This is a genomic window from Streptomyces sp. NPDC041129 (assembly GCF_055592265.1).
Window position 1 is genome coordinate 160,095 of sequence record NZ_JBVIYV010000012.1, and the last position, 23,245, is coordinate 183,339.

Annotated in this window: 19 protein-coding genes and 2 pseudogenes; 11 read left to right on the forward strand and 10 right to left on the reverse strand. The window is 69.6% G+C overall.

Going from position 1 to position 23,245, the window contains the following annotated elements; translation table 11 throughout:
- Positions 1-26: 26 nt before the first annotated feature.
- The 3 genes from ACZ6B1_RS31000 to ACZ6B1_RS31010 all read left to right on the forward strand — a co-directional run bounded on the left by ACZ6B1_RS31000 (position 27) and on the right by ACZ6B1_RS31010 (position 2,192).
- Positions 27-932, forward strand: coding sequence for an NmrA family NAD(P)-binding protein (locus ACZ6B1_RS31000; protein WP_468783783.1), 906 nt, complete (start codon positions 27-29; stop codon positions 930-932).
- Positions 933-1,105: 173 nt separating this feature from the next.
- A complete protein-coding gene (locus ACZ6B1_RS31005) occupies positions 1,106-1,579 on the forward strand; it encodes a VOC family protein (RefSeq protein ID WP_468783785.1) in 474 nt (157 codons plus the stop codon).
- 199 nt (positions 1,580-1,778) lie between these two features.
- The gene (locus tag ACZ6B1_RS31010) at positions 1,779-2,192 is read left to right on the forward strand and encodes a hypothetical protein (RefSeq protein ID WP_468783787.1); all 414 of its coding nucleotides are present in this window, start codon (positions 1,779-1,781) and stop codon (positions 2,190-2,192) included.
- A 258-nt stretch (positions 2,193-2,450) separates the two neighbouring features.
- Here ACZ6B1_RS31010 and ACZ6B1_RS31015 read toward each other — a convergent pair whose 3' ends face one another.
- From ACZ6B1_RS31015 to ACZ6B1_RS31025, 3 genes are all read right to left on the reverse strand, one after another.
- Positions 2,451-3,101, reverse strand: a complete 651-nt coding sequence (locus ACZ6B1_RS31015; RefSeq protein ID WP_468783789.1) for an FMN-dependent NADH-azoreductase — start codon at positions 3,099-3,101, stop codon at positions 2,451-2,453.
- Positions 3,102-3,436: 335 nt separating this feature from the next.
- Entirely contained in the window at positions 3,437-7,882 is a 4,446-nt protein-coding gene (locus ACZ6B1_RS31020) for an nSTAND1 domain-containing NTPase (RefSeq protein WP_468783790.1), read from the reverse strand.
- Entirely contained in the window at positions 7,879-8,220 is a 342-nt protein-coding gene (locus ACZ6B1_RS31025; RefSeq protein WP_468783792.1) for a CU044_2847 family protein, read from the reverse strand. Before ACZ6B1_RS31025 ends, ACZ6B1_RS31020 begins: the two co-directional genes overlap by 4 nt.
- A 697-nt stretch (positions 8,221-8,917) precedes the next feature.
- On the opposite strand from ACZ6B1_RS31025, the gene ACZ6B1_RS31030 reads away from it, so the two are divergent.
- Entirely contained in the window at positions 8,918-9,475 is a 558-nt protein-coding gene (locus ACZ6B1_RS31030; protein ID WP_468783794.1) for a DUF3291 domain-containing protein, read from the forward strand.
- Positions 9,476-9,807: 332 nt separating this feature from the next.
- Here the strand turns inward: ACZ6B1_RS31030 and ACZ6B1_RS31035 are convergent.
- Together ACZ6B1_RS31035 and ACZ6B1_RS31040 are read right to left on the reverse strand one after the other, a co-directional pair.
- Positions 9,808-10,401 (reverse strand): annotated as a pseudogene (locus tag ACZ6B1_RS31035) (FAD-dependent oxidoreductase); the annotation flags it as partial.
- 525 nt (positions 10,402-10,926) lie between these two features.
- Complete coding sequence (locus ACZ6B1_RS31040; protein ID WP_468783796.1) at positions 10,927-11,517, reverse strand: TetR/AcrR family transcriptional regulator; 591 nt, start codon at positions 11,515-11,517, stop codon at positions 10,927-10,929.
- Positions 11,518-11,645: 128 nt separating this feature from the next.
- Here ACZ6B1_RS31040 and ACZ6B1_RS31045 point away from each other — a divergent pair, with 128 nt between their 5' ends.
- The 3 genes from ACZ6B1_RS31045 (at position 11,646) to ACZ6B1_RS31055 (ending at position 13,792) form a co-directional block, all read left to right on the forward strand.
- Complete coding sequence (locus tag ACZ6B1_RS31045; RefSeq protein ID WP_468783911.1) at positions 11,646-12,602, forward strand: SDR family NAD(P)-dependent oxidoreductase; 957 nt, start codon at positions 11,646-11,648, stop codon at positions 12,600-12,602.
- A gap of 70 nt (positions 12,603-12,672) precedes the next feature.
- Positions 12,673-13,092: a DUF6841 family protein gene (locus ACZ6B1_RS31050; RefSeq protein WP_468783798.1), complete on the forward strand. Its 420-nt coding sequence runs from the start codon at positions 12,673-12,675 to the stop codon at positions 13,090-13,092.
- 418 nt (positions 13,093-13,510) lie between these two features.
- The gene (locus tag ACZ6B1_RS31055) at positions 13,511-13,792 is read left to right on the forward strand and encodes a hypothetical protein (RefSeq protein ID WP_468783800.1); all 282 of its coding nucleotides are present in this window, start codon (positions 13,511-13,513) and stop codon (positions 13,790-13,792) included.
- 36 nt (positions 13,793-13,828) lie between these two features.
- On the opposite strand, the pseudogene ACZ6B1_RS31060 reads toward ACZ6B1_RS31055, so the two are convergent.
- Together ACZ6B1_RS31060 and ACZ6B1_RS31065 are read right to left on the reverse strand one after the other, a co-directional pair.
- A pseudogene (locus ACZ6B1_RS31060) lies at positions 13,829-14,697 on the reverse strand (IS5 family transposase).
- Positions 14,698-14,856: 159 nt separating this feature from the next.
- Complete coding sequence (locus tag ACZ6B1_RS31065) at positions 14,857-15,321, reverse strand: MarR family winged helix-turn-helix transcriptional regulator (protein WP_468783802.1); 465 nt, start codon at positions 15,319-15,321, stop codon at positions 14,857-14,859.
- Positions 15,322-15,421: 100 nt separating this feature from the next.
- Here ACZ6B1_RS31065 and ACZ6B1_RS31070 point away from each other — a divergent pair, with 100 nt between their 5' ends.
- Complete coding sequence (locus ACZ6B1_RS31070) at positions 15,422-16,369, forward strand: quinone oxidoreductase family protein (protein WP_468783804.1); 948 nt, start codon at positions 15,422-15,424, stop codon at positions 16,367-16,369.
- 427 nt (positions 16,370-16,796) lie between these two features.
- Here ACZ6B1_RS31070 and ACZ6B1_RS31075 read toward each other — a convergent pair whose 3' ends face one another.
- Positions 16,797-17,420: a TetR/AcrR family transcriptional regulator gene (locus tag ACZ6B1_RS31075; protein ID WP_468783806.1), complete on the reverse strand. Its 624-nt coding sequence runs from the start codon at positions 17,418-17,420 to the stop codon at positions 16,797-16,799.
- 442 nt (positions 17,421-17,862) lie between these two features.
- Here ACZ6B1_RS31075 and ACZ6B1_RS31080 point away from each other — a divergent pair, with 442 nt between their 5' ends.
- The 3 genes from ACZ6B1_RS31080 to ACZ6B1_RS31090 all read left to right on the forward strand — a co-directional run bounded on the left by ACZ6B1_RS31080 (position 17,863) and on the right by ACZ6B1_RS31090 (position 21,374).
- Positions 17,863-19,347: an APC family permease gene (locus tag ACZ6B1_RS31080; protein WP_468783809.1), complete on the forward strand. Its 1,485-nt coding sequence runs from the start codon at positions 17,863-17,865 to the stop codon at positions 19,345-19,347.
- 55 nt (positions 19,348-19,402) lie between these two features.
- On the forward strand, positions 19,403-21,049 hold the full coding sequence (locus ACZ6B1_RS31085) for an amidohydrolase (RefSeq protein ID WP_468783811.1): 1,647 nt from the start codon (positions 19,403-19,405) through the stop codon (positions 21,047-21,049).
- Positions 21,050-21,233: 184 nt separating this feature from the next.
- A complete protein-coding gene (locus ACZ6B1_RS31090; protein ID WP_468783813.1) occupies positions 21,234-21,374 on the forward strand; it encodes a hypothetical protein in 141 nt (46 codons plus the stop codon).
- Here ACZ6B1_RS31090 and ACZ6B1_RS31095 read toward each other — a convergent pair.
- Together ACZ6B1_RS31095 and ACZ6B1_RS31100 are read right to left on the reverse strand one after the other, a co-directional pair.
- The gene (locus tag ACZ6B1_RS31095; protein WP_468783814.1) at positions 21,371-21,973 is read right to left on the reverse strand and encodes an ArsR/SmtB family transcription factor; all 603 of its coding nucleotides are present in this window, start codon (positions 21,971-21,973) and stop codon (positions 21,371-21,373) included. The genes ACZ6B1_RS31090 and ACZ6B1_RS31095 overlap by 4 nt on opposite strands.
- 655 nt (positions 21,974-22,628) lie before the next feature.
- A complete protein-coding gene (locus ACZ6B1_RS31100) occupies positions 22,629-23,048 on the reverse strand; it encodes a hypothetical protein (protein WP_468783815.1) in 420 nt (139 codons plus the stop codon).
- Positions 23,049-23,245: the final 197 nt, after the last annotated feature.

Below are 23,245 nucleotides of genomic sequence, written 5' to 3' on the forward strand. Positions count from 1 at the left end.
AGTCACATAGAAAGGTGGACAGACCTATGGCTGGCAGTCACCTCGTCCTCATCACAGGCGCGGGCGGCGTGGGCCGCAACGTCCTCGAGAAGCTGCGCGCACGGGACGTACCGGTGCGTGTCATGGTCCGTCGGGACGACGACCGTGCCGCGGAGCTGCGGGCGCTCGGGGCTGAGGTCGTCATCGGTGACCTCACGCAACCCGAGACCGTGGCGGTCGCTTTGGAGGGTGCTCGGAGCATGTACTTCGCCATGCCTGTGTCACCGGACCACCTGCTCGCGGCAACCATTGTGGCGAGCGTCGCGCGGGAGTACGGCAGGCTGGACGCACTCGTGGACATGTCGCAGATGACCGTGTCGCAGATGACCGCCACCAGCACCGCGGAGTCCCGCCAGCAGCGGCTGCACTGGCTGGCGGAGCAGGTGTTCGACTGGTCAGGTCTGCCGGTGGTCCACATCCGGCCCACGTCGTTCCTGGACAACCCGCTGTTCACCACGCTCCCGGCGCAGACGATCCGCAAGAGCGGCACGATCGAGCTGCCGTTCGGAACCGGGCGCACCTCGCCGATCGCCGTGGACGACGTCGCCAGGGTGGTCGCCACCGTGCTGCGCGATCCCTCCCCCCACGGGGGTCACGTCTACGAGCTGACCGGCCCGCGCACGGTCGACATGACCGAGATGGCCGAGGCCTTTTCCAAGGCGCTGGGCCGGCCGGTCTCGTATGTGGACGTCCCCCTGGAGCAGTGGCGGGAGGAAGTGCTCTCCACGATCGGTCTGCCGTCCCACATCGAGCAGCACATCGTCACCATGTGCCGCCTGCACCAGCAGAACCGATACGACCGGGCTTCGGACGACGTCGAGCGCCTGACAGGTACTCCCGCCGGCACGATCGAGGAATTCGTCGCGGCACGCAAGGACTTCTACCTCGCCTGACCTTTCCCGAGGGCTCGTCGCACGCGGGTGGCGAACGTCAAGAGGACAAGCGCCTGCCCCGGGTCGCGGGTCCCCCTGTCACTCGCACCCGCTCATCGAGCGAAGAGCTGTGCCGGACCCTCCGTGTGTCCCGCGCTACGTGTGGGACACGGACAACGAAAGTGATCAAAGAAATGAACATGAAACTGGAGCTTTTCGTCCTGCCGGTCTCGGACGTCGACCACTCCAGGGCCTTCTACGAGAAGGCCGGATTCCGCCTCGACCTCGCCGCGGACATCACCGACGACTACCGCGTGGTCCACCTCACGCCGCCCGGCTCCGAATCATCGATCATCTTCGGAAAGGGCCTCACCACGGCCGCGCCCGGTTCGGCTCAGGGTCTGTACCTCGTCGTCGAGAACATAGAAGAGGCTCGCGCGGACCTGGCCGGCCGTGGAATCGAGGTGAGCGAGGTGTTCCACGACGACAAGGGCATCTTCTTCCACGGCCACGATGCCGGAGAGGTCGTCCACAACAGCCAGGGCCAGGAACGAATCACCGGACCGCGGCCCGACCGTGCCAGCTACGGCTCCTACGCCACTTTCAGCGACCCGGACGGCAACGGCTGGGTCCTCCAGGAAATCACACAGAGGTTCCCCGGCCGCTGACCCGCCCTCTCGGCAGAAAGGCGAGACCACGCGCCGAAGCGCGCTCGCTGGTTCTCAACTGGCATCGGCAGTGCCGGCAGCGCACCGGGCGCACACCAGCGCGCGGAAATCGTCCAGTTGGTCGCCAAACAGACGTAGACCCAAACCGTCGACCCGCGCCAGAAACCCGGCCTGCGCCGGAACATCAAGGAGACACGACATGACAAGCACGGAACGCGGCGGCACCGATCCCCAGGGCCCGAGCTACTACCCGTGGTGGCTGGACAACCTTGCCGACGACGCCACCCTGGAGGGTGCCGCGATGAACGGCACGGCGCGCGGAGCGGAAGCGGTCCGGTCCATCGTGGTCAAGGCCCGCGAACTGTACGATTTCCAGGACTTCAGCTACGCCGACGACTTCGGCGACAACGGCTTCCTGGAGATCTACGACAGTTCGGTCCAGGGCGTGCCCCTGAAAGTCGTCGTCACCGTCACCCGCAACGCCGCGGGGCAGGCCCAGGACCTCGCGGTGCTCCACCGGCCCCGCAACTCACTGCTGCTCTTCTCCCGGCTGATGCATGAAGAGTTCGCCGGCACCCCACTCGCCGAGCACTTCCTCTCCGACGACTCCTGAGACGAGGATCGGGGTTCTGGGACATCGAGAGCCGGCGATGAGCGGGCTCCCAAGCTGCTTCAGCTGTGCGAGCCGTTCGGACGATCCCAGGAGTATCCCGCCGAGCTGAGCCTCCCTGAGCTCGCCGTCGTCCTCGGTGACAGCCGCCTCGTCGATCGGCGCAGTCCGGCTTGGGCGAAGACCGCTGCCAGACACGCAAGGAACCACCGCAGCGGCAGCCCTGGTGTCTGGCTCCGCACATCATCGGCCGGACGAGTCCTAGGCGGCCAGACGTGTTACCAGTTCCTCGGCGTGGGACGCGGCGGCCGCGAGGGCCTCGGTGCGGGAGGCCTCGAAGAGCGGGACCAGGTCGGCCATCGCCGGGACGGCCGGGGCCAGGGTCAGCTCGGGGACGATGAAGCTGACGTTCAGACCGAGACCGCCGCCGAGGGCCTGTCGCAGGTAGCTCTGTACGTAGTCGTTGCCGTACTGAGGGGTGCCTTCCTGGTACGACCCGCCGCGGCTGGTCACGACGACGGCCGGCTTGCCCGCGAGCGAGGGGTGCTCGGTCATCGCGGTGCGGCCCACGGCGAAGACGTGGTCGATCCAGGCCTTCAGCGTGGAGGGGATGGAGTAGTTGTACATCGGGGCGCTGAGGAGGATCACGTCCGCCGCCTCGGCCTCCTCGATCAGCCGGGCGCGCAGGGCGAAGGCCTCCCTCTCCTCGGGGGACCGGTCGGCGGGGGCGACGTACCCGGCGTAGTAGGCGTCGGCCCGCAGGTGGGGCACGGGGTCGGCGTCGAGATCCCGGTGGATCACCGTGCCATGAGGATGCCGGCTCTCCCAGACCTCGCGGAAGGCGGTGGTCACGGCGCGGGAGTGTGAGTTCTCACCGTTGAGGGACGTGTCGATGTGCAGCAGCGTGGCCATGCCGGTTCTCCTGGACTTCGAGGGATGGGCTGCCGTTGCCCGGCCGCCCCGTGATGTCCGACAGCCTGCTCCCTCAAGGTTGGTTGAGGTCCAGAACCTGTGATCCACATCACCGATCCCGATGCAAGCCTGCGTCGCCACAGCCAGGGAACCGATCAGGCCGGTGAGCCACGCACCCGTGAACGAGATGGTGCCGGCGGGGCGCAAGGGCCCGCGGGAGGCCCTCCCGGCCCCGTGATCAGGCGCTCCGAGCCGCTCGTGAACCGGCCGGGCAGAGCTGAGGCTTGCGTGCTGCGGCACGCGCGGCGACGTCCGTCTCGAGCGGGTCGGGACATTCAGGTTGGGCATACGCGGTCGCTCGCTCCCGGGGGGAGATAAGTGGTCCGCTCGCTCGTGGTGAGGTCCCGCCCCACAACCTTGCAGATCCTGGCGGTGGCCTCTGCCGGGCCGGACAGGCCCGTGTCCCAGAGACGCGCGGTGTGGTCCTCGCCGACGGTGGCCAGGGTGGCGCCGTCGGGGCTGAACGCCGCTGAGGAGACGTTGGCGGTGTGGCCGGTCAGGGTCTGCAGGGGGCGGCCGGTGGCGGTGTCCCACAGGCGGGCGGTGCCGTCCCTGCTCGCGGTGGCCAGGGTGGCGCCGTCCGGGCTGAACGCCGCTGAGGAGACGTTGGCGGTGTGGCCGGCCAGGGTCTGCAGGGGGCGGCCGGTGGCGGTGTCCCACAGGCGGGCGGTGCCGTCCCTGCTCGCGGTGGCCAGGGTGGCGCCGTCCGGGCTGAACGACACCGAGAGCACGGTGCTGGTGTGGCCGGTGAGCGTGTGCAGGGGGTGGCCGGTGGCGGTGTCCCACAAGGCGGCATAGTCGCTGGCGGTGGCCAGGGTGCGGCCGTCCGGGCTGAACACGATCTGATACACGACACCGGTGACGGGGAGGGTGCGCCGCGGTTGGCCGGTGGCGGTGTCCCACAACTGCAGGGGGCACGCGAGCCCACCCGTGGCCAGGGTGCGGCCGTCCGGGCTGAACGCCAACGCGAACAGGGAACCGGCGCCGATACCGATGGTGTGCAGGGGGTGGCCGGTGGCCGTCTCCCACAGTTGCACGGTCCCGTCTTCGTCAGCGGCGGCCAGGGTCCTGCCGTCGGGACTGAACACCGCTTTGTACGGGTCCTTGGGCAGCCCGGTGAGGGTACGCAGCGGGTGGCCGACGGTGGGATCCCACAGCTGTACGGCGCCGTCGCTGCCGGCGGTCGCCAGGGTCCTGCCGTCGGGACTGAACGCCACCGCGTTCACACTGCGCCGACCAGCGAGGGTGTGCAGAGGATGGCCGGTGGCGGTGTCCCGCAGTTGCACTGTGCCGTCTTCGTCAGCGGTGGCCAGGGTCCTGCCGTCGGGACTGAACACCGCTTTGTACGGGTCCTTGGGCACCCCGGTGAGGGTACGCAGCGGGTGGCCGACCGTGAGGTCCCACAGCTGTACGGCGCCGTCACTGCCGGCGGTCGCCAGGGTCCTGCCGTCGGGACTGAACGCCACCGCGTTCACGCTGTCCAGGTGGGTGAGGGTGCGTGAGGGGTGACCGGTGGCGGTGTCCCACAGGCGGGCGGTGCCGTCGCTGCCGGCGGTGGCCAGGATCGTGCCGTCGGGGCTGAAGGCGGTGGCGTTCACGGAGCCTGTGTGGGTGAGGGTGTGCAGGGGGCGGCCGGAACCGGTGTCCCACAGGCGGGCGGTGCCGTCCTCGCCCGCGGTGGCCAGCTTCTTGCCATCAGGGCTGAACACCGCGGCCCGCACGTTCCCGTTGTGGGGCAGGGTGTGCAGCGGGCGGCCGGAACCGGTGTCCCACAGCCGGGCGGTGCCGTCCTCGCCCGCGGTGGCCAGCTTCTTGCCGTCGGGGCTGAAGGCGGTCACGTTCACCGGGCCCGTGTGGGTGAGGATGTGCAGCGGGCGGCCAGTGGTGGTGTCCCACAGGCGAGCGGTGCCGTCGCTGCCGCCGGTGGCCAGCTTCTTGCCATCAGGGCTGAACACCGCGGCCCGCACATCCTCGTTGGGGGTGAGGGTGTGCAGCGGACGGCCGGTGGCGGCGTCCCACAGGCGAGCGGTGCCGTCGCTGCCGCCGGTGGCCAGCTTCTTGCCATCAGGGCTGAACACCGCGGCCCGCACGTTCCCGTTGTGGGTGAGGGTGTGCAGCGGGCGGCCGGTGGCGGCGTCCCACAGGCGGGCCGTGCCGTCCCTGCCGGCTGTGGCCACCTTCGTGCCGTCAGGACTGAAGGCGGTCGCGTTCACCCAGCCCGTGTGGGTGAGGGTGTGCAGCGGGCGGCCGGTGGCGGTGTCCCACAGGCGGGCCGTGCCGTCCTCGCCCGCGGTGGCCAGGACGGTGCCGCTGGGACTGAACACCACCGCCCGCACCCACTCGGTATGGCCGATGAGGGCGCGTGGCAAGGGGGCTGTCCCGAAGGCACGGACGGCCGCGGTGGCTTCCGGTGTGTGGCTTGTGCGGTAGGCATGGGCAGCCAGGAGCATGGCGACATCGGGATGCGTGCCCGTGAGGTGGTCGGATTCGGTGACGATCTCGCGAGACTCGGCCTCGTGCTGGCGGGACTCGGCTTCTCCGCGGGCGACAGCGGCGCCGTACCACTGCCAGCTCGCCACCCCGGCAGCTACGAGGACGAGGGCGAGCAGCCCGGCCAGAATGGAGGTGCGGCGGCGGGCACGGCGTCGGCTGACGGCGAGGTAGCCGCGGATGTGCGCGGGCAGGCCGCGGCGACGCGCGTAGTCGAGGCCGACGGCCAAGTCGCTGCCGTGCAGTAACTCGTCCGCCTTGCGGGGCCGCTTCTGACGTTCGGCCCGGTCCGCGGCGCCTCGGAGCCAGCGTGTGTGCCGGTCCTCGGCACGCCGGAGCCAGCGGTGGAAGTCCTGGTCCTCGGTGACCCAGGCGTGCAGGTGGGGCCAGTCGCGGACGAGGGAGTCATGGATGAGCTCTGCGACCGGTTCGGGCGGCGCCACCAGCTCGCGGGGTTCTCCCGTGGCGTGACCTTGAGCTGGATCGGTGGGTGTGGGGCCCTGCCGGGGGACGCGGATGGTGATGAACCGGTGGCGGGCGAGGGCGGCCAGGGCCGTGTCGAAATCGTCCTGACGGGGGGTGGGGTGGGGGCCTGTGGTCAGGTCGCGGAGGGTGGACAAGGGCAGGCGGCGACGGGCGGCGGGCGTGGCGTGGTCGGGGTCGGCGGGCTGGACCAGGGTGGTCAGAATCCTCTGGGCGGCGTCGCGTTGCGGCAGTTTTCGGAACTCGGCGGTGCACCAGGTACTCAGGGCACCGGTCACGGTGCCGATGCGCTCGTAGGCCTCGTGCGTGAGGACCCCGTAGGTGCGGCTCTCCCACAGCTGGCGCAAAGTCAGCTGCAGGGCGGGCAGGCAGCTGACGGGGGTGCTCCGGGCGCTGCGGGGCTGCGTGCCGTCGGCAGGGGGTATGAGGTCGCCGATCAGACGGGCGGTCAGGCCGTTCTCGATTCGTGGGCCGCGGTCGCCGTGCTCGATCATGGCGCGAAGGTCGTGCTCGCTCAGGGTGGCGGGGATGTTCAGGTGCGGGGAAGCGGCCTCCAGGAGGGCCGGGGCACGGGAGGCAAGGGGGGCGTAGAAGTCGTCGCGCATGGCCAGAACCACGGTGAGCGGGGCCCAGGATGCGGCCAGTCCGGCCAGCTGGTCGGCTGCCGCACCGATACCGCCCCCGTCGCCCTGTGCGGCGGCGGGGGCGAGGAGCTCCTCGAATTGGTCGATGACCAGCAGGACGCGGGTGCTGTCGGGGTGGCCGGCCAGGAGGTGTTCGGCTGCGGCCTCGATGCCGTACGTCGCAGCGCCGGGCAGCCCGTGGTGCTCGGCGGCGAGCAGCAGGTCGTGGCCGGGGCTGGGGATCAGGACGGGCAGCCAGCGGTCGCTGCCGGGCACCGTCCCTCCCTCGGCCAGCGCGGGCAGCACCCCGGCTTGCAGGAGGGAGGACTTGCCCGATCCGGACGGCCCCAGCAGGAGTAGCGTCCGGGCGGGCCCGCGCAACGCCGTGAGGACGGCGTCCACGGCGGTGGTACGACCGCGGAACACCGCGGCATCGTCTGCGGTGAACGGCTCCAGGCCCGGGTAGGGGCACACCGCGTGCTCCGCCAGCTCGGGGTGCAGGGTGCGCAGGATCCGGGCGGGGGTGGCGTAGGCGATTTCCAGCCCGCGGGAGTGCCGGTCGGGGTGGGTGATGGCCGTGGTCATGCCGATCACCAGCCCGGTGATGTCGTCGACGACGGGGCCGCCGCTGAATCCCTCGGTCAGGTCGTTGGCGTCGGACAGCTGCAGCAGCGGTCCCGCCCCTCGCGCGGTGGAGCCCTCCAGCAGGCGGCCGACCTTGAACGTGGCGAAGTGCCCTCCACGTCTGGCCTGCTGGGGGAAGCCGTAACTGCGTCCGCGGTGGTCGGCGCAGTCCTCCGCGAGGCCCAGCGCGAGCGCGGCCACGTCCGGCGGGGTGCCTTCGAGCCGCAGGAACGCCACGTCCTCGGCGTCCGGGTCCCGCCAGGTGCTGGTCTCCACGGCCCCCTGTAGCCGGCCGAGTTCGGGCCGGACGGGGAAAGACAGCGGCACCCGCTGCCCGGGGCCGAATCCGGCCTTCTCGACCACGTGGGCGCACGTGGCCAGCAGACCGGGACCGATGAGGAAGCCCGCTCCTGCCACCGCTCCGCTCGCACTGCGGACTTCGGCGACCGCGTGGTGGAACCCTTGCGCCGACCCGCCCGGCGGGCGCACCACGTTGGTCATGCGCCGCCGCTACCAGGCCCGGCACCGTCCGGCGAGGCAGAGGCGTGCCAGGTCACCGTGACGGTCAGGTGGCAGCCCGTCTCGCTCTTGGCGATCACCGCACCGGCCTCCGCGGCCAGATCGACGCCGAACTCGATCACCACCTCGTCCGGACCGGCCTGGCGCAGCTGCTCCAGCGCCGCTCGCGCCAGGCCCGCCACCGGACGCAGCGCCTGCTGGACCGTGTGCGGCAGATCCTGCACGGCGTCCGCCAGCCGTCCCACCTTCACCGGCCCGTCCGGTTCCCGTCCCCCCTCCACCAGGACCGAGCCCCCGCCCTCCAGTGGCAACCGCGCCACAACCCCCACTGTCAGCCCCCTCGCTCCCCACGGCCACTGACCGTTGACAAGCACCGATACCCAAGTCAGGAGCCACCCAGGCTAGACCAACGGCCCTTACGCCGAGCCAGTTTCGGTGCATGGGCGTGGTCGGTTCGAAGACAGCACCCTCCCCGGATTCAGGTCCCGGTGGACAGCCCCCGATCGTGGGCAGCGGCCAGCCCCTCCGCGGTTCACACCGTCGGAACTCTCCCATCCCGCCCCGGCCCAGCGGCTCGATTCAGCTTGAAGCGCCCGGCCGGACGACTCCTGCGTGCATCGTGAAACGTGCAGGTGAGTGGGTTGATGTGCGGGCGAGTTGCCGTGCTCGCGCTGGTCGGCGGCGGGTGTCCACGGTGAAGAACCGCTGAACGAGAAGGCCTTGCGCTGGACGGCAGAGAAGTAGATCTGGGCGGCCCGCCCCGCACGTCACCGCCCCGGCCCCCGCAACGAGCCGGTGCAAGAGGCCACTTGGACGGGGAAAACGCAACTTCGACATGGCCCTCAGAGGCGGCTACCTTCACCTGGTCCTCGGCAATCGCCCACGGCGCCACGGGAGTTCCCTCCGGATGAGCCACCCGCGACGGGATGAGCCGGCCACGCCCCATGAATCCTCGGCCCCCATGCGAAAGCCACCGAACCGGGTCCACACCAGGCACCCCCGACCAGGGAGAGACGCATGCCCCATCTTGCGCTGTACACATTCGGCGTCCTGAAGTCACCTCTCGCCGATCCCGCACCTCTCACGTCCGAGTTCTACGACATTGGTGAGGCCGTCTACCGGAAGATCAGTCAGCACCCCGGATACCTCGCCCATGCTGAAGCGGCCGCGGGTGACCGGGGCGCGCTCTTCGAGGCGGACTGGGGTGCGTGGGGAAAGTTCGCCGTACCGGCCTGGTACGGCCAAGGCCGCACCGTGGAAACCACCGCCCTGGCCGCGACCCTCTCACTCTGGACCGACCTGCGCCCGGCCTTCGACGCCATCTACACCGGTCTGCACCGTGAGGCGCTGAACAGGCGTTACGACTGGTTCGAGAGGACAGGACACCCGAACTACGTGTTCTGGTGGGTCTCCGACGGCGTGATACCCACCTGGCAGGACGGGGTTTCCAGACTGGAACACCTCGACGACCACGGCCCCGCGCCGCACGCCTTCACCTTCCACCACTCGTACACCCCGGAGGGAACTCCGACCAGGATCAAAGGCATCGGGCCGAAGAGCGACCACGTCGGCTGACAAGGAAGCCTGAACGACTGGGCTCGCTGTCAAACGCCTCGATCGAATGACGGCGAACAGATGCATCTGCGCTACGGCGGACCCGCCAGTACCTCGCGCTTCGTCCTCTACCTCGCGAGCACCGATGAGTATCAAGAAGCCATCCTGCACACCAGCGGCCCCGCCGGCACCCCCGTAGGCGCCGTCGATTGCGCCTACGGCCTGGACCCCAGCACCTCACCCCGCACCACACCGGCTCCACACTCAACCCGCAAAGGATTTACCGAGCCGACCGATCCTCAGAAAGCGACGGTCTCTTGAAGATTCTGCGGGCCCGTGGGCGTCCCGGAGGCGCCGCCGACCGCTTGCGCGGCGGCGGGGTGCCGGGTGTCGGCGTCGAACAGGTAGGTCTCGACGAACGACGTGCCGTCGTACTCGGGTGTTGCGGCAGACAGCAGCGGCCGTACCCGTGACCACGCGCCGTCCGCGCCGACCAACAGGCCGGCGACGACGGAGGTGCCGTCGGCGAACGTCACCTCGTGGCGCCCCTCGCCGAGGGAACGGGTGCGGCTGACCTTGTGCCCCCAACGGACGGTGTCGGCCGCAAGCGAGTCGAGCAGGATCCGTCGCAGCGCGCCGCGCATCACCTCGGGGCGTCCGCCCGTGCCGTCGTCGGCCTCCTCGAACTGGACGGTCCCGTCCCGGTCGAGGACCCGCATCGCCTGGCGGCCTTCCAGGACGATGGCGTGGAACTCGTCCATCAGGCCTGCCGCCTTGAGGGCGAGCTGCCCGTTGTAGTCGTGGATGTCGAGCATCCCGCCCTGTGTGCGCGCCGACGGGGAGGGATCGGACTCGCAGACCGTGACCGGGATGCCGTGAACGTGCAGGACGCGGGCCAGTGTCAGTCCGCCGAGTCCGGCGCCGATGATCGTGACTGGGGTGTGCATGGTGGCTCCTTCGGGATCGGGCCACCCGGCGAGCTCCGGCCGGCCGCCTCTGGAAAGGTGCCAGCCCCCGCCGACGAGCCACCGACATCCGACCGACAGCCCCCGACATGCCACCGACACCGCAGATTCAGCTGACTGCCAGGCGGACCCGCCCTCATGCACGACGGATGGCCACGGGTCTTCGGCAGCCCCGCAAGTGGAGCCGCGCACCATGTGCCGGGCCTGGCCGGCATGAGTCAGTTCCCTGCCACGTTCGACCCAGCCCGGCGACCGAAGACCGGTTTGGTGGTGGCGTACGACCTGCTGGGCCTTCGCACTCAACAGCGCCGCTCCCGCCACGCCGATCGCCCCTGCGGCCCAGCGACCCTGGCGAGGTTGTCTAGGGCCTGTCCGATGGGTCCGAAACCGATTCAGGGCCTGTTTCGCATTTCCTGACCCGTGTCAGTGGCTCGCGCTCCGCAACGCGGTCGGGGCTGCTGGACCGCTGACGTCACAAAGCCGGCGAGGATTGCGGCCAAAGCCGGGTCACGAGCTGGACGCCGATCCGTCCGCTCCGTACCGGAGGCCGTCAAGGAGCAGGTCGAGGAGGCGTCCGGCCCGTTCGCGCTGGTCGGGAGCGCTGGTGATCAGCCCGATGCCGGCCAGGCTGAAGCCGACATCGAAGGGGTCGATGCCCGGGCGCAGGAGACCGGCGTCGGCGCCGGCGTGCAGCAGGGTGCCCAGCGCGGTGGCGAGCTTGTCGAGGGTCTCGGCGAAGGGGTCCGCACCGGATGCGACCGCGGCCCGCAGCGCGTCCGCCATGCCCTGCTTGGCAGCCAGGTAGTCGATGAAGTCGTCCATCCACCGGCGGATCGCCCGGTCGGGCGGGTTGTCGGCCAGCAGCTTCGCGGCGCTGTCGCAGACGCGGGCCAGCTCGTTGCGGTACGCCGCCTCGACGAGCGCCTCGCGCGTGGGGAAGTGGCGGTAGAGCGTGGCCGAGCCGACGCCCGCGGCCTTGGCGATCGTGTCGATCGCGACGTCCGGGCCCTTCTCGGAGAAGGCGCGTACGGCCGCTTCGAGGATGCGCTCCCGGTTACGGCGGGCATCGGCGCGCAACACGCTCGGCTTGGTGGTCAAGGCTGCTCCCTTCATCGGGGGACCAGTCTAACTGGACAACCGGGGAGTTCCCCGCTTACCGTCATGACTAACCGGGGAACTCCCCGGTTACGGCGTTGACCGTGACGCTCCACGCGCAAGGAATGGCGATCATGACAGCACAGCAGCCCATCGGATCCGGCTTCGGGGCCCGCAGCACCACGGCCGACGTCCTGGCCGGCCTCGACCTCACCGAAAAGCTCGCAGTCGTGACCGGCGGTAGTTCCGGACTGGGGCTCGAGACCACACGCGCCCTGCGGGGCGCTGGCGCGACTGTCGTCGCAGCCGTCCGCCGCCCGGAAGCGGCCGCGGAAGCCTTCACCGCAGTGGACGGGGTCGAGGTGCGCCGTCTCGACCTGGGCGACCAGGCCAGCGTGCACACCTTCGCGGACGTGTTCCTGGCAAGCGGCCGCAGCATCGACATCCTCATCAACAACGCCGGCGTGATGGCCCTGCCCGAGACCCGCCTCGGACCCGGCTGGGAGGCGCAGTTCGCCACCAACCACCTGGGCCACTACACACTCACGAACCGGCTGTGGCCCGCCCTGGCAGCCGACGGCGGCGCGCGCGTGGTCGCGCTCAGCTCTGCCGGACACCGCTATTCGCCGATCCGCTGGGACGACGTCATGTTCGCAAACGACTATGACAAGGCCGTCGCCTACGGACAGTCCAAAACCGCGATCGCGCTGTTCGCCGTCCACCTCGACGCACTCGGCCGCGAGCACCAGGTGCGGGCCTTCGCCGTCGCCCCCGGTGCCGTCCTGACCCCGCTCCAGCGGCACATGACCCGCGAGGAGATGATCGCCTTCGGCTGGATCGACGACCAGGGCAACACGGCCCCCAGTTTCAAGACCCCCGAACAGGGTGCCGCTACCCAGGTCTGGGCGGCCGCCTCCCCGCAGCTGGCCCACACCGGCGGCGTCTACCTGAACGACTGCGACATCGCCCCCCTCTCCCAGGATGACGCACCCGGAGTACGGCCCTACGCGGTCGACCCCGAACAGGCCGCACGCCTGTGGACCCTGTCCGCCCAGCTGACCGGCACCAACGCGTTCGCGAACCGGTGACACGACGGCATAGCGCACTCCCCTCCAAGAAGCCCGCACCTGAAATCTCTGCAAGAAGGGTCACGAAATCATGACGCACACCGATCTGGCCGCCGTCGCGAACGAAGCACAGGCATGGTTCGACAGCTACGTCGAGACGTTCATCGGACTGGCAGCAAAGGGGAGCACCGATCCGGCGCCGCTCCTCGACTACTTCTCGGTGCCGATCAGCATGACCACGGGCACGGCCCACACCGCTCTCACCTCCGCCGAGGCGCTCTCCCAGGGGCTCGCACACGAGCTGGGCGCACTGCGCGACGCCGACTACGGGGGCAGCAAGGCCCTCGACCCGGTGGTACGCGTGCTCAACGAGCGGGCCGCGCAAATCGAGGTGACCTGGGCGCGCCAGGACAGCCAGGGGCGGGAGTTCCAGCGTGTCCGTGTGCTCTACCTGGCCGCCCGTACCGACGCGGGATGGCGGACGGTCGCCTCCGTGATCCTGGCCAGCTGACGAAGCACATTACCCGCGCGGTCGCCCGCGGTGCGCTCGCCAGTCAGCGAGGCGACAGGACCCCGCCACAAGATCGCCAACGTGCAGTACATGCTGATCGATGTCACGTCGATGCTCGTCGCCACGGCTTAGGGGCTATCCGGTGGGTCGGCGGGGTCCCCTTGCCTGCCTTCTAGGCTGGCGCCATGGACAACGGGCTCCTCACGAGGGAGCACCTTCATCAATTTCGACACTACGTCCCGGATCCGAAGGAGCACGGTTTCGGTGGGTCGATATCAAGCGGCTCCGCTTCTCCGCGGGGGCCCTGGACGATAGGGGGCTGCTTGCCGCACTGATTGGGCATGAGTAGTTCCGGGACGACTATGCAGGTGGTGGAGTGCTGCCGGGCGGGCCCAGGCATGGTCCGTATTGGCTGCGGTTGATCACTCCCGACCTCTACGGGCCCTTCAGCCAGGAGAAGGCCGTGCAGATCCGGCGGGAGTGGGTGGATCCGCTCTGGGACGTGCCCACCGAGCCGGAGGCAGATGTGCAGCGGGAGGTGTTCGACCGCCTGGCTGCAGCCGATGGCATCTACTACCTCAGCGAGCTCGGTGATGAGGCGATTCACGACTGGGGACGTGTGCACGACTACTTCCACGAGTTCGTGCTCATCGACCGCTCGGCTGGGCAGATCACCCTCGTCGTCGCGGCCGACGACTGAGCCAACTATCCGGAGCATCCGCTGCAGTGGCTGATATCAGTAGCGGAGCCACAGCCGAATCGCGGCAAGAATGACCGTGCCGTGGAAGACGTAGGCCCTCTTGTCGTAGCGGGTCGCCACTGCTCTGGAGCCCTTGAGCGCATTGAAGCAACGCTCGACTTCGTTCCTCCTTTTGTAGTAGTGCTGTCGAAGCCGGTCGGCCGCCCGCCGTGGCTACCGCGCCGCTGGCGGTTGACCTTCTGATTCTTCCGCTCGGGGATGGTGTGCTTGATCTGGCGTCGCCGCAGATAGCGGCGGTTCCGGCGGGAGCTGTACGCCTTATCGCCACACACGTGGTCCGGTCGCGTCCGCGGGTGACCGCCAGTCGGGCGCGGGACACGAACGCGATCGAGAACGTTGATCAACTATGGCGCGTCACCCCACTGACCGGGGGTGATCAGCACGGCCAATGGGGGGCAGCTGCCGTCACTCGCCAGATGAATCTTCGTCGTGAGGCCACCCCGTGAACGGCCGAGCACCTCATCGGGACGATGTTCGGCGGGACGGCGCCAGCGCCCCAGCACCCGCGGCAAGCGGTGATGAGCCCCGGCCGCATGCTGATGGGCGCGGCAGAACGTCGATCCACGCTCACCACACTCCAGTCGATCCGCCCCTCGACATCGGACCGTCCGCAGGAGACTCTCCCACGTGGCATCCGCGGACCACCTGCGATGCCGGTCATAGACCGTCTTCCACTTCCCGAAGCGGGTCGGAAGATCACGCCCCGGCAGGCCAGTGCGCTGCCGGAACAGAATCCCGTTGACCACGCGCCGGTGACACTGCCAACGTCCGCCTCGTCCAAGGTTCTTGGGCAGATGCGGTTCGAGTCGAGCCCACTCGTCGTCCGATAGATCACCCCGCCGCACCCGAAGCCTGACGGTTCAACTCCCACACGAACACCAGGCCGCCACCGAGGCCCAGCGCGCTCCGCAGCAGGTAAACGGTGGTACGCATGGGGAGCCTCGAAAAGCCTTCCTGAGCGGGTACGCAGTTATGGGGCTCCCGCGGATGTGGCGGCCGCAGGCTCAGGTGGCGGGCGGGGCTGTCGCGTGGCGCGTCTGCTGGATCAGGACGGTGGTGGCGCGTTCCAGAAGGTCGCAGAGTGCGGCGTGTTCGGAGGGTGTGAACGCGTCGGTGAGCGCGCGCTCAAGGATGACCACTTCCTGGTAGGCGCGGTCCAGCAGCGTCTGGCCCTCATCGGTGAGGGTGGCGATCTGCACCTTGGCGTGCACCGGGGACGTCTCGCGGCGGATGAGTCCCTTGTTCTCCATATTGGTCAGCACGCTGCTCATGCTCTGCTGCGTCACCCCGCAGGAGCGGGCCAGTTGGGCGCCGGACATGCCGCCTTCGCGCGAGAGGATCATCAGCACGGTGTACTGCGTCATGGTCAGTCCGTAGGCACGCAGTACTGCCTCGTGGTGCGCCATCAGCGCCTGCTCCGACCGCCTGATCCGGGTGCAGAGGTCGTTCTCGATCGGGGCTTCCACCATGCACTCCCTCCATTGACAGGTTCATGGGTTGACTCAGGAACCTTATATACCTACCGTTTTCAACTGTAAGGATACTGAGTCAACACAGGGGGCTGTAACCATGAAGGCTGTCGTCCTCGACACTGATGACCACTACCGGGTCACCGAACTCGATGAGCCCACCCCCGGCCCCGGCCAAGTGGCGATCCGCGTCGCCTACGCCGGGATCCAGTGGGGCGACACCATGGTCCGGGACGGCCACTTCCCCGTACCGCGTCCCTTCATCCCGGGGTTCGAGGCATCCGGGCACATCGCCGCGGTCGGCGAGGGCGTAGACGCACGCCGTGTCGGTGAGGCTGTCACCGCGCTGACCACCTCAGGCGCCTACGCCGAGGTGGTCCTGGCATCCGCCACGCTCACGTTCGGCATCGGCAGCATGCCGCTGAGGACAGCCGCAGGTCTCGGGTGGGGCGCACCGACCGCCTACGACCTGATCAACACCGCCGCGCGCGTGCGGCCCGGCGAAAGCGTGCTGATCCACGCCGCCGCCGGCTCGGTCGGCACGCTCGCCGCCCAGTTCGCCCGACTGGCTGGAGCAGATCGGATCGTCGGTGTGGTCGGCACTGCCGACAGGGCCCACTACGCCGCGCAGTTCGGGTACGACCAGCTCCTGCTCCGCGAGGAGTTCCCGACCAAACTCGGCGACGAGAAGCCCGACGTCATCCTCGACCCGGTCGGCGGCTCGACCCGCACCGCCGGCCTCGAGCAGCTCGCCGCACACGGCCGACTGGTGGCATACGGCAACCTCGCCACGTACGAACCCGTCCTCGCCAACGCCAACGACCTCCTCGTGCACGGCAAGTCACTACTGACCTACAACAGCAACCTGCTCGGCCAGACGCGCCCCGAGCGGCTCGCCGACAGTGCCCGCCGCGCGCTCGGCCTCGTCGCCGACGGCAAGGTCCGCATGGACATCACCACCGAGTACGCCCTCGTGGACCTGGCCATGGCCGTACAGCACCTCGCCGAGGGCACAACCCATGGCAAGAGCATCCTTCGCGTCGCCTGACAACACGCAGAAAGCGCCGACCACAAGGCGGCTCCCGCGAGGAACCCCGTCAGGCCAGGAAGGGATCACCTCGGACGCGGGAGCGACCCCTCACGACCCTCGTCAACGCTGGGCAGCGGCCTTGGCCGCTGCCCAGCCTGCCGTGCCCCACACAGCCACACCAATCCCGTCAGGCCCCGAAGGGCTGGAGTTGACCACTGAGAGACAGAACCTGGCCGTCACCGACCTGCTGGACACTGTTGACCGGCGCCCAGTTGCCGCCACTTCCTGCACTGGCGCGTCTACACCATCTGGGACGAACACCGCCTGCAGACCGACACCCCGGCAACCGGACACGTCGCGGGGACATGCGCACGCCGAGGGGGCACCGGGCAATGCAACATCCCCGTCATCCCCGACCGCATCGATCGAGGACCGGATTTCGTGGTCACTGGGCGTTCCGGTCGAGGGCGGCCTTCAGTCCGTCGAGGAAGACCTCCAGAGCGCCGGGGTAGGCGCTGGTGCTCATCGTCCGCGCCAGGGTGTGTGCGGATTCGGCGATGCGGGGGTACTGGTCGGGGGGCAGGGAGGCGTACACCCCCTGCCAGGCCGCGCGGTCGGCTGCGCCGGCTTCCAGCGGCAGGGCGTTGGCGGCCGCGTCGATGGCGGCGAAGCCCAGGGTGAAGTCTATGAACCGGTGGTAGTAGAGGCCCGCGTCCTGCGGTCCGAAGCCGGCGCCCCGCAGGATACCCAGCCCCAGCTCCACACCTCTCATCTCGTTGGGACGGCGGGTGACCCGGGAGGCCGCAAGCACCGCGACGTGCGGATGAGCGGTGTACGTGCGATGCAGGTTCATCCCGACGAGGCGCAGGTCCTCACGCCAGTCGCCGGTGGGCCGCACGTTCTTGAGGCTCATGCCGATCAGTTCGTCAGCTACCGCGAGGACGAGGTCGTCGGTGCTGCGGAAGTAGCGATACAGCGCCGACGGGTCGGCCCCCAGCGCGATGCCGAGGCGTCGCACGCTCAGCGCGTCGTTTCCGTGCTGGCTCAACAGGCGGATCGCTGCCTGCACGATCAGCTCCTGGCTGAGCACCGTGCCCGACCGCGTCGTACGGCGCCGCCGCCCGGCCGCTAGCCGGCTGGCAGGGCCGGCGTCATCCGTGTCACCGAAGGTGCTCACCCAAAGTCCGATCTATGAGGGAACGTGCGGCGGACGCTCTTATGACAACGCGATTGACCTTAAAAGTCCAGAGCTGTTTGATGTGGCTCCGCCAGCGCGACACGTCCGCGCCGGCCCGAGCCGTCGGTCACTGCGCGGGGTAGGTCGGTGCGGACCGGCCTACCCGGCAGTCCAACGGCAGGGCTGCGCCTGGACGGGTCCGGCCCATCCACCACTCCTCCGTCGCCGCAACGACGGTCCGCAGACCACCGCGGCCCAGCCGCCGCACCGGCACACCCTCCTCCGCCGCTCACGGACGCCGTACGTGCGTCCCGCCACCCTGGATCGGTTGCCCATGGAACACACCACCTCGTCCGCACAGCTGAAGAAATCGCTGGGCGTCGTCGACGGCGTCGTACTGGCCGCTTCGAGTACCGCCGCGACCACCAGCATCGGTATCGGAATGGGCGTGCTCGCCTCGATCACCGGACGGCAGACGCCACTGATCCTGCTGCTCGGCTTCCTGCCGATGCTCGGCATCGCCAGCGCGTACGCCCGCCTGAACAAGGCGGAACCGAACTGTGGCGCCGGATACACATGGGTGGGGCGCAGCATGGGCCCGTGGCTCGGGATGATCGCCGGCTGGGTCCCGCTCGCCGGTGGCGTCGTCTTCCTCGCCTACACCACGTCCGTGACCGGCTCCGTCCTGGTGCAGTGCGCCCACAAGGCCGGCATCGGCAGCCTCTTGGGCTGGCACCTTGACGCCGACTCCACTCTCCAGTGCACCCTGATCGGCCTGCTCGTCCTGGCCGCGGTCACCGTGACCGCAGTGACCGGCGTCCACAAGGCCACGCGGCTGCAGACCTACCTGCTCGTCTTCGAGTACGCCGTGCTGCTGGTCTTCAGTTGTTGGGGCCTGATCGCGGGCAAACAGTCCTTCTCCCTGTCCTGGTTCAGTCCGTTCGCCTTCGACTCTCCCTCCGCCCTGGCCCAGGGCCTCGTCCTGGCGGTCTTCTTCTACTGGGGCTGGGACGCCGCGTTCGCGGTCACCGAGGAGACGGAGCGGGCCGGTGACGCGGCCCGGGGCAGCTACATCGCCCTGTTCACCATGCTCGGCCTGTTCCTCCTGGGCGCCGTCGCCTTCCAGCGGGTCATGACCGCCTCCGAGATGAGCGGCACCGGTGCCCAGGGCCTGACCTACTACGCCTCCCGGCTCGCCGACGAGCCCTGGGCCACCTTGCCGCTGATCGCCCTGATGTTCTCGGCCGTGGCCTCCCTGCAGGCCGGCATCATCCCCACCGCCCGGCTGACCCTGGCCATGAGCCGCGAGCGCACCCTCGGGCCCGTCTGGGCACGCATCAGCGCCCGGCACGGCGGGCCCACCGCCGGCACCGTCATCGTCACGGTCATCTCCGCCGCCGTCGCCGTCCTGACCGTGGTGATTCCCAAGCTCAACGAGGCGATCCTGGCTGCGGTCAACGCCATCGGCATCCTCGTCGCGCTGTACTACGGACTCACCGCCATCGCCTGTGCCCTGCGCTTCCGCGGTCTCGTCCGCACCGGACCGCGCGAAGCCGTCATGGCCGTCCTCGTGCCGTCCGTGTGCGCCGTCCTCCTGTTCGCCCTCGGCGCCTACCTCGTGCTGTACTACGCGACCCTCAGCGACACCTTCGCCGTCAGTGTCGACAACGGCTGGTTCAACCTGTTGTGCCCCGCCGTGATCCTCGGGGCCGGCCTCGTGGTGTCCGCGGTCGCCAAGTGGTACCGCCGTGCACCCGCCTTCACCCCGACGACTCCCGGTGTCACCGTCCCGGCCGCCGAAGCCGAGTCCCTGCCCTGACCACGGCCTCCTTCCAACTCCGCCGCCCACCCCAACGATTGGACCTTCCCACCTCATGTCCCAGCCCGCCGCAGACCTTGTCTTCACCAACGGCCCGGTCCTGACCACGGACCCGGCCCGCACCCGGGCCACCACCCTGGCCGTCACCGACGGCCGTATCACCGCCGTCGGTCACGACGAGGTCAAGGACCTCATCGGAACGTGCACCGAGGTCGTCGACCTGCGCGGCCGCCTGCTGCTGCCCGGCTTCCAGGACGCTCACATCCACGCCGTCATGGGCGGCATGGAACTCGGCGAGTGCGACCTGACCGGGACCACCGACCCCGACGAGTACGCCCGCCGCATCCGCGCCTATGCCGACGCCCACCCGGACAAGGAGTGGATCACCGGTGGCGGCTGGTCCATGGAGAGCTTCGAGGGCGGCATACCGACCCGGCAGTTCCTCGACACCCTCGTACCCGACCGGCCCGTCTACCTCCTCAACCGGGACCACCACGGCGCCTGGGTCAACTCCCGGGCCCTGGACATCGCCGGTATCACCGCCGCCACCCCCGACCCGCAGGACGGCCGCATCGAACGCGACCCGGCCGGCGCTCCCGTGGGCATGCTCCAGGAAGGCGCGGTGAGCCTGGTCGGCACCCACCTGCCGCTGAAGACCGCGGCCGACCGGCTCGCCGGACTGCTGCGCGCCCAGGAACTCCTGCACGGCCTCGGCATCACCGCCTGGCAGGACGCCCTGCTGTGCGGGGCGGACGGCTACCCCGATCCCTCCGACGCCTATCTCACCGCAGCCCGCGACCGCACCCTGACCGCCTCGGTGGCCGGCGCGCTGTGGTGGCGCAGGTCCGTGGGCGAAGAACAGATCCCCGATCTGCTGTACAACCGGCAGCGCCTCACCCACGGCAATCTCCGCTGCTCCACGGTCAAGATCATGCAGGACGGGGTCGCGGAGAACCACACCGCGGCCATGACCGCCCCCTACCTCGACGGCTGCGGATGCGCCACCGGTAACAGCGGTCTGAGCTTCGTCGATCCCGAGGCCCTCAAGCGGTACGTCACCGCCCTGGACGCCGCCGACTTCCAGGTCCACTTCCACGCTCTGGGCGACCGCGCGGTGCGCGAAGCCCTCGACGCCGTCGCCGCCGCTCGCGCCGCCAACGGCGCCCGTGACACCCGCCCCCACCTGGCGCACCTCCAGGTTGTCCACCCCGACGACATTCACCGTTTCCGGCAGTTGGGGGCCACCGCCAACATCCAGGCCCTCTGGGCCGCCCACGAGCCCCAGATGGACGAGCTCACCATCCCCTTCCTCGGCCCGGAACGCTCAGCCTGGCAGTACCCCTTCGGTGATCTCCTGCGCGCCGGAACCACCCTCGCCGCCGGCAGTGACTGGCCCGTCTCCAGTCCCGATCCCCTGGCCGGCGTCCACGTAGCGGTCAACCGCGTCCTGCCCGGCGCCAACGACAAGCCGTTCCTGCCCGGGCAAGCTCTGGATCTCACCGCCGCGCTCACCGCCTACACGGCGGGCAGCGCCTACGTGAACCACCTCGACGACGCCGGAAGCCTCCGCCCCGGCAACCGGGCCGACCTCGTCGTCCTCGACAGGGACCCCTTCGCGGTTCCGGCCGAGGCCATCGCCGAGACTCGCGTCGACCTCACCTACGTCAACGGACAACGCGTCCACACCGCGCCCACCGCCTGACCGGCCGTCCCGTACACCCAACCTCTCTGTGGTGCGGCACACCCAGCTGTCTCCGGTGCGGCCTTGGGCGTCCCTGGCGACGCGCAAGGCCGCACCGGGCGAGATGCTGTGCCCGGTCGAGTGAGGCTGTACGGGTGGAAGCGTCGATGCTCAGCGCGAGGGCTGGCTCGGCGAGGTCGAGGGCGTGGAGATCAGCCTGGCCGGCGCCGAGGACAAGCCGACCCAACTCGATGCGGCCCTCAAGCCCACGGTCACCCACCTGGGCCTGCCCACGTCCGGCCGGATCGCTGGACGTGCAAACGCCCCCCCGAACAAAACCGCCTAGTGCAGCCTTGCTTGATCTCCCTCGAGAAGACGGTGGCCGATGTGTGTCGCCGAGTGGCGCACGTGCTGTCCTTCTCGGCGGCTCGTCACCAGTCCTCCGTCGCGTAGGACGGTCAACTGGTAGCTCGCGCTCGCCAGCGCGATGCCGACGGCTGTGGCGACTTCGGATGTGCTCCGGGGCCGTCCGCGGGCGACCTCGATGAGAACGGATGCCCTAGTGCGGCCCAGCAGACGGTCCAGTCGGTTGTCCCTCTCGGGGATCACGTCGAGCGGCCGTGCCGTGACCGGGTAGACGAGTACGGGGCCGAGGGCGGGATCGGCGAGGGCTGTCGGTCTGCGCCAGCAGAAATAGGAGGGGATGAGCAGCAGTCCGCGCCCTTCCAAGTGCAGGTCCCGGTGGGCGGGATAGTCAACTTCCAGTACGGGCGGACGCCACTGGGCGAGCGGGTGCAGACTCTCCAGCAGGGCGAGCACGCCGCCGTCGAGCAGGACACGAGAACGCCTGTCGATCTCCTCGCTGATGGCTTTTCGGATGTGGTCCCAGCGCGGTTCGAGCAGGGCCCTGCTGGAGACCTCCAGGACCTTGGTCAGAGATCGCATACCGCGACCTCCCGGCCGGCCGAGCTCTGTGGTCCAGGAAGGGAGCGGGGTGGTCAGCCGGAGTCTGGACAGGTCGCGGCGCAGCCGGTCGGGAGGGGTGGCCCGCACCTCCTCCAGGGCCCCGGGCAGGCCTCCCTCCGGAACAGAGGGAGTAAGGAAGTCCGGGATGTACCCGACCGGAGGAACGAGTGTCTGCAGCGTGGACACGGCCCGGTTCGCGACCGGATCCCCGGCCAACCGCTCACGCACCGAACGGCGCCATGCCCCGAATTCGAGCGGCCCCTGCTGGGTGACGTATCGGCACGTCGCACAGACGAGTTCCCACAGCGGCTGGGGGCGGCGTGAAATCCGGATGCTCTGCAAGTCGCGGGGGGTGAAATGGATACGGAGCATACGACCTCTCTCGTGCTGCGCCGGAGGGAGTCGAGGATTGGTATGCCGACGGCCGCTGCCCAGCCGCCACTTGCGGTCTCCGAGTCCGCCGCAGCAGGGGGCAGCGCCGCCCGGCCCGTCAGTCCGGTCGGCTCCCGGGCCCTCGACCGGGGCGACCGGTGGTTTCCGGCCGAGGTCATGCCGCGCCCTGGGCTTTCCTGTGGTCGATCTCCGCCGGGCACCGGTCACAGTTCGGCTCGTCCCCGGTGCCCGTCCGTGGGCGTCAGCTGACGTCTTTGCAGGGCAGTCCGACGGAGCTGTAGGTGCCGCCGGACAGCTCCCACCCTTCGGCGCAGGTCTGGCCGGTCCCCCTACCGGACCCCACCACGCCGGGATAGGCGCTGTCCTGGCCGTTGACCCTCATGTTGGGGCCCCACACGTTGATGTGGCCGTAGAACCGGTTCGTACCGCTGTAACTGCCTCGGGTCGTGTAGCCCGACGCGTTGCCGGTCACGCTGATGCAGACCTTGTGGTTGCATCCGCGCGCGTCCTTCAGCTGCGCCGGGCCGCCCACCCGCAGACACACTTCCTTCGCGCATGTCCAGCTCGCGCTGGACGGCTGGGCCGTCTCCGCGGCACCAGACGCCGCGCCGCTTGCTACCACCAGGCCGAACACCGCCGCCGTGACGAGTACCGAACGCATCGAGCCTCCTGTGTGAGGGTGTCGCGCCCCGAGGGCCGTCCCCTGGGGTCTCGTCTCAGGGATAGCCGGAGTTCTTTGTTCGGTGTCCGGACCGGAGCGATGAACAATCAATCGCGGAACATCGCGTCACCGGCCGGTCAGACGAGCTGTCCGGCCGGTGACGGCTCCTTGCGTGAGGCGTTCTCCGCTGGACGGAG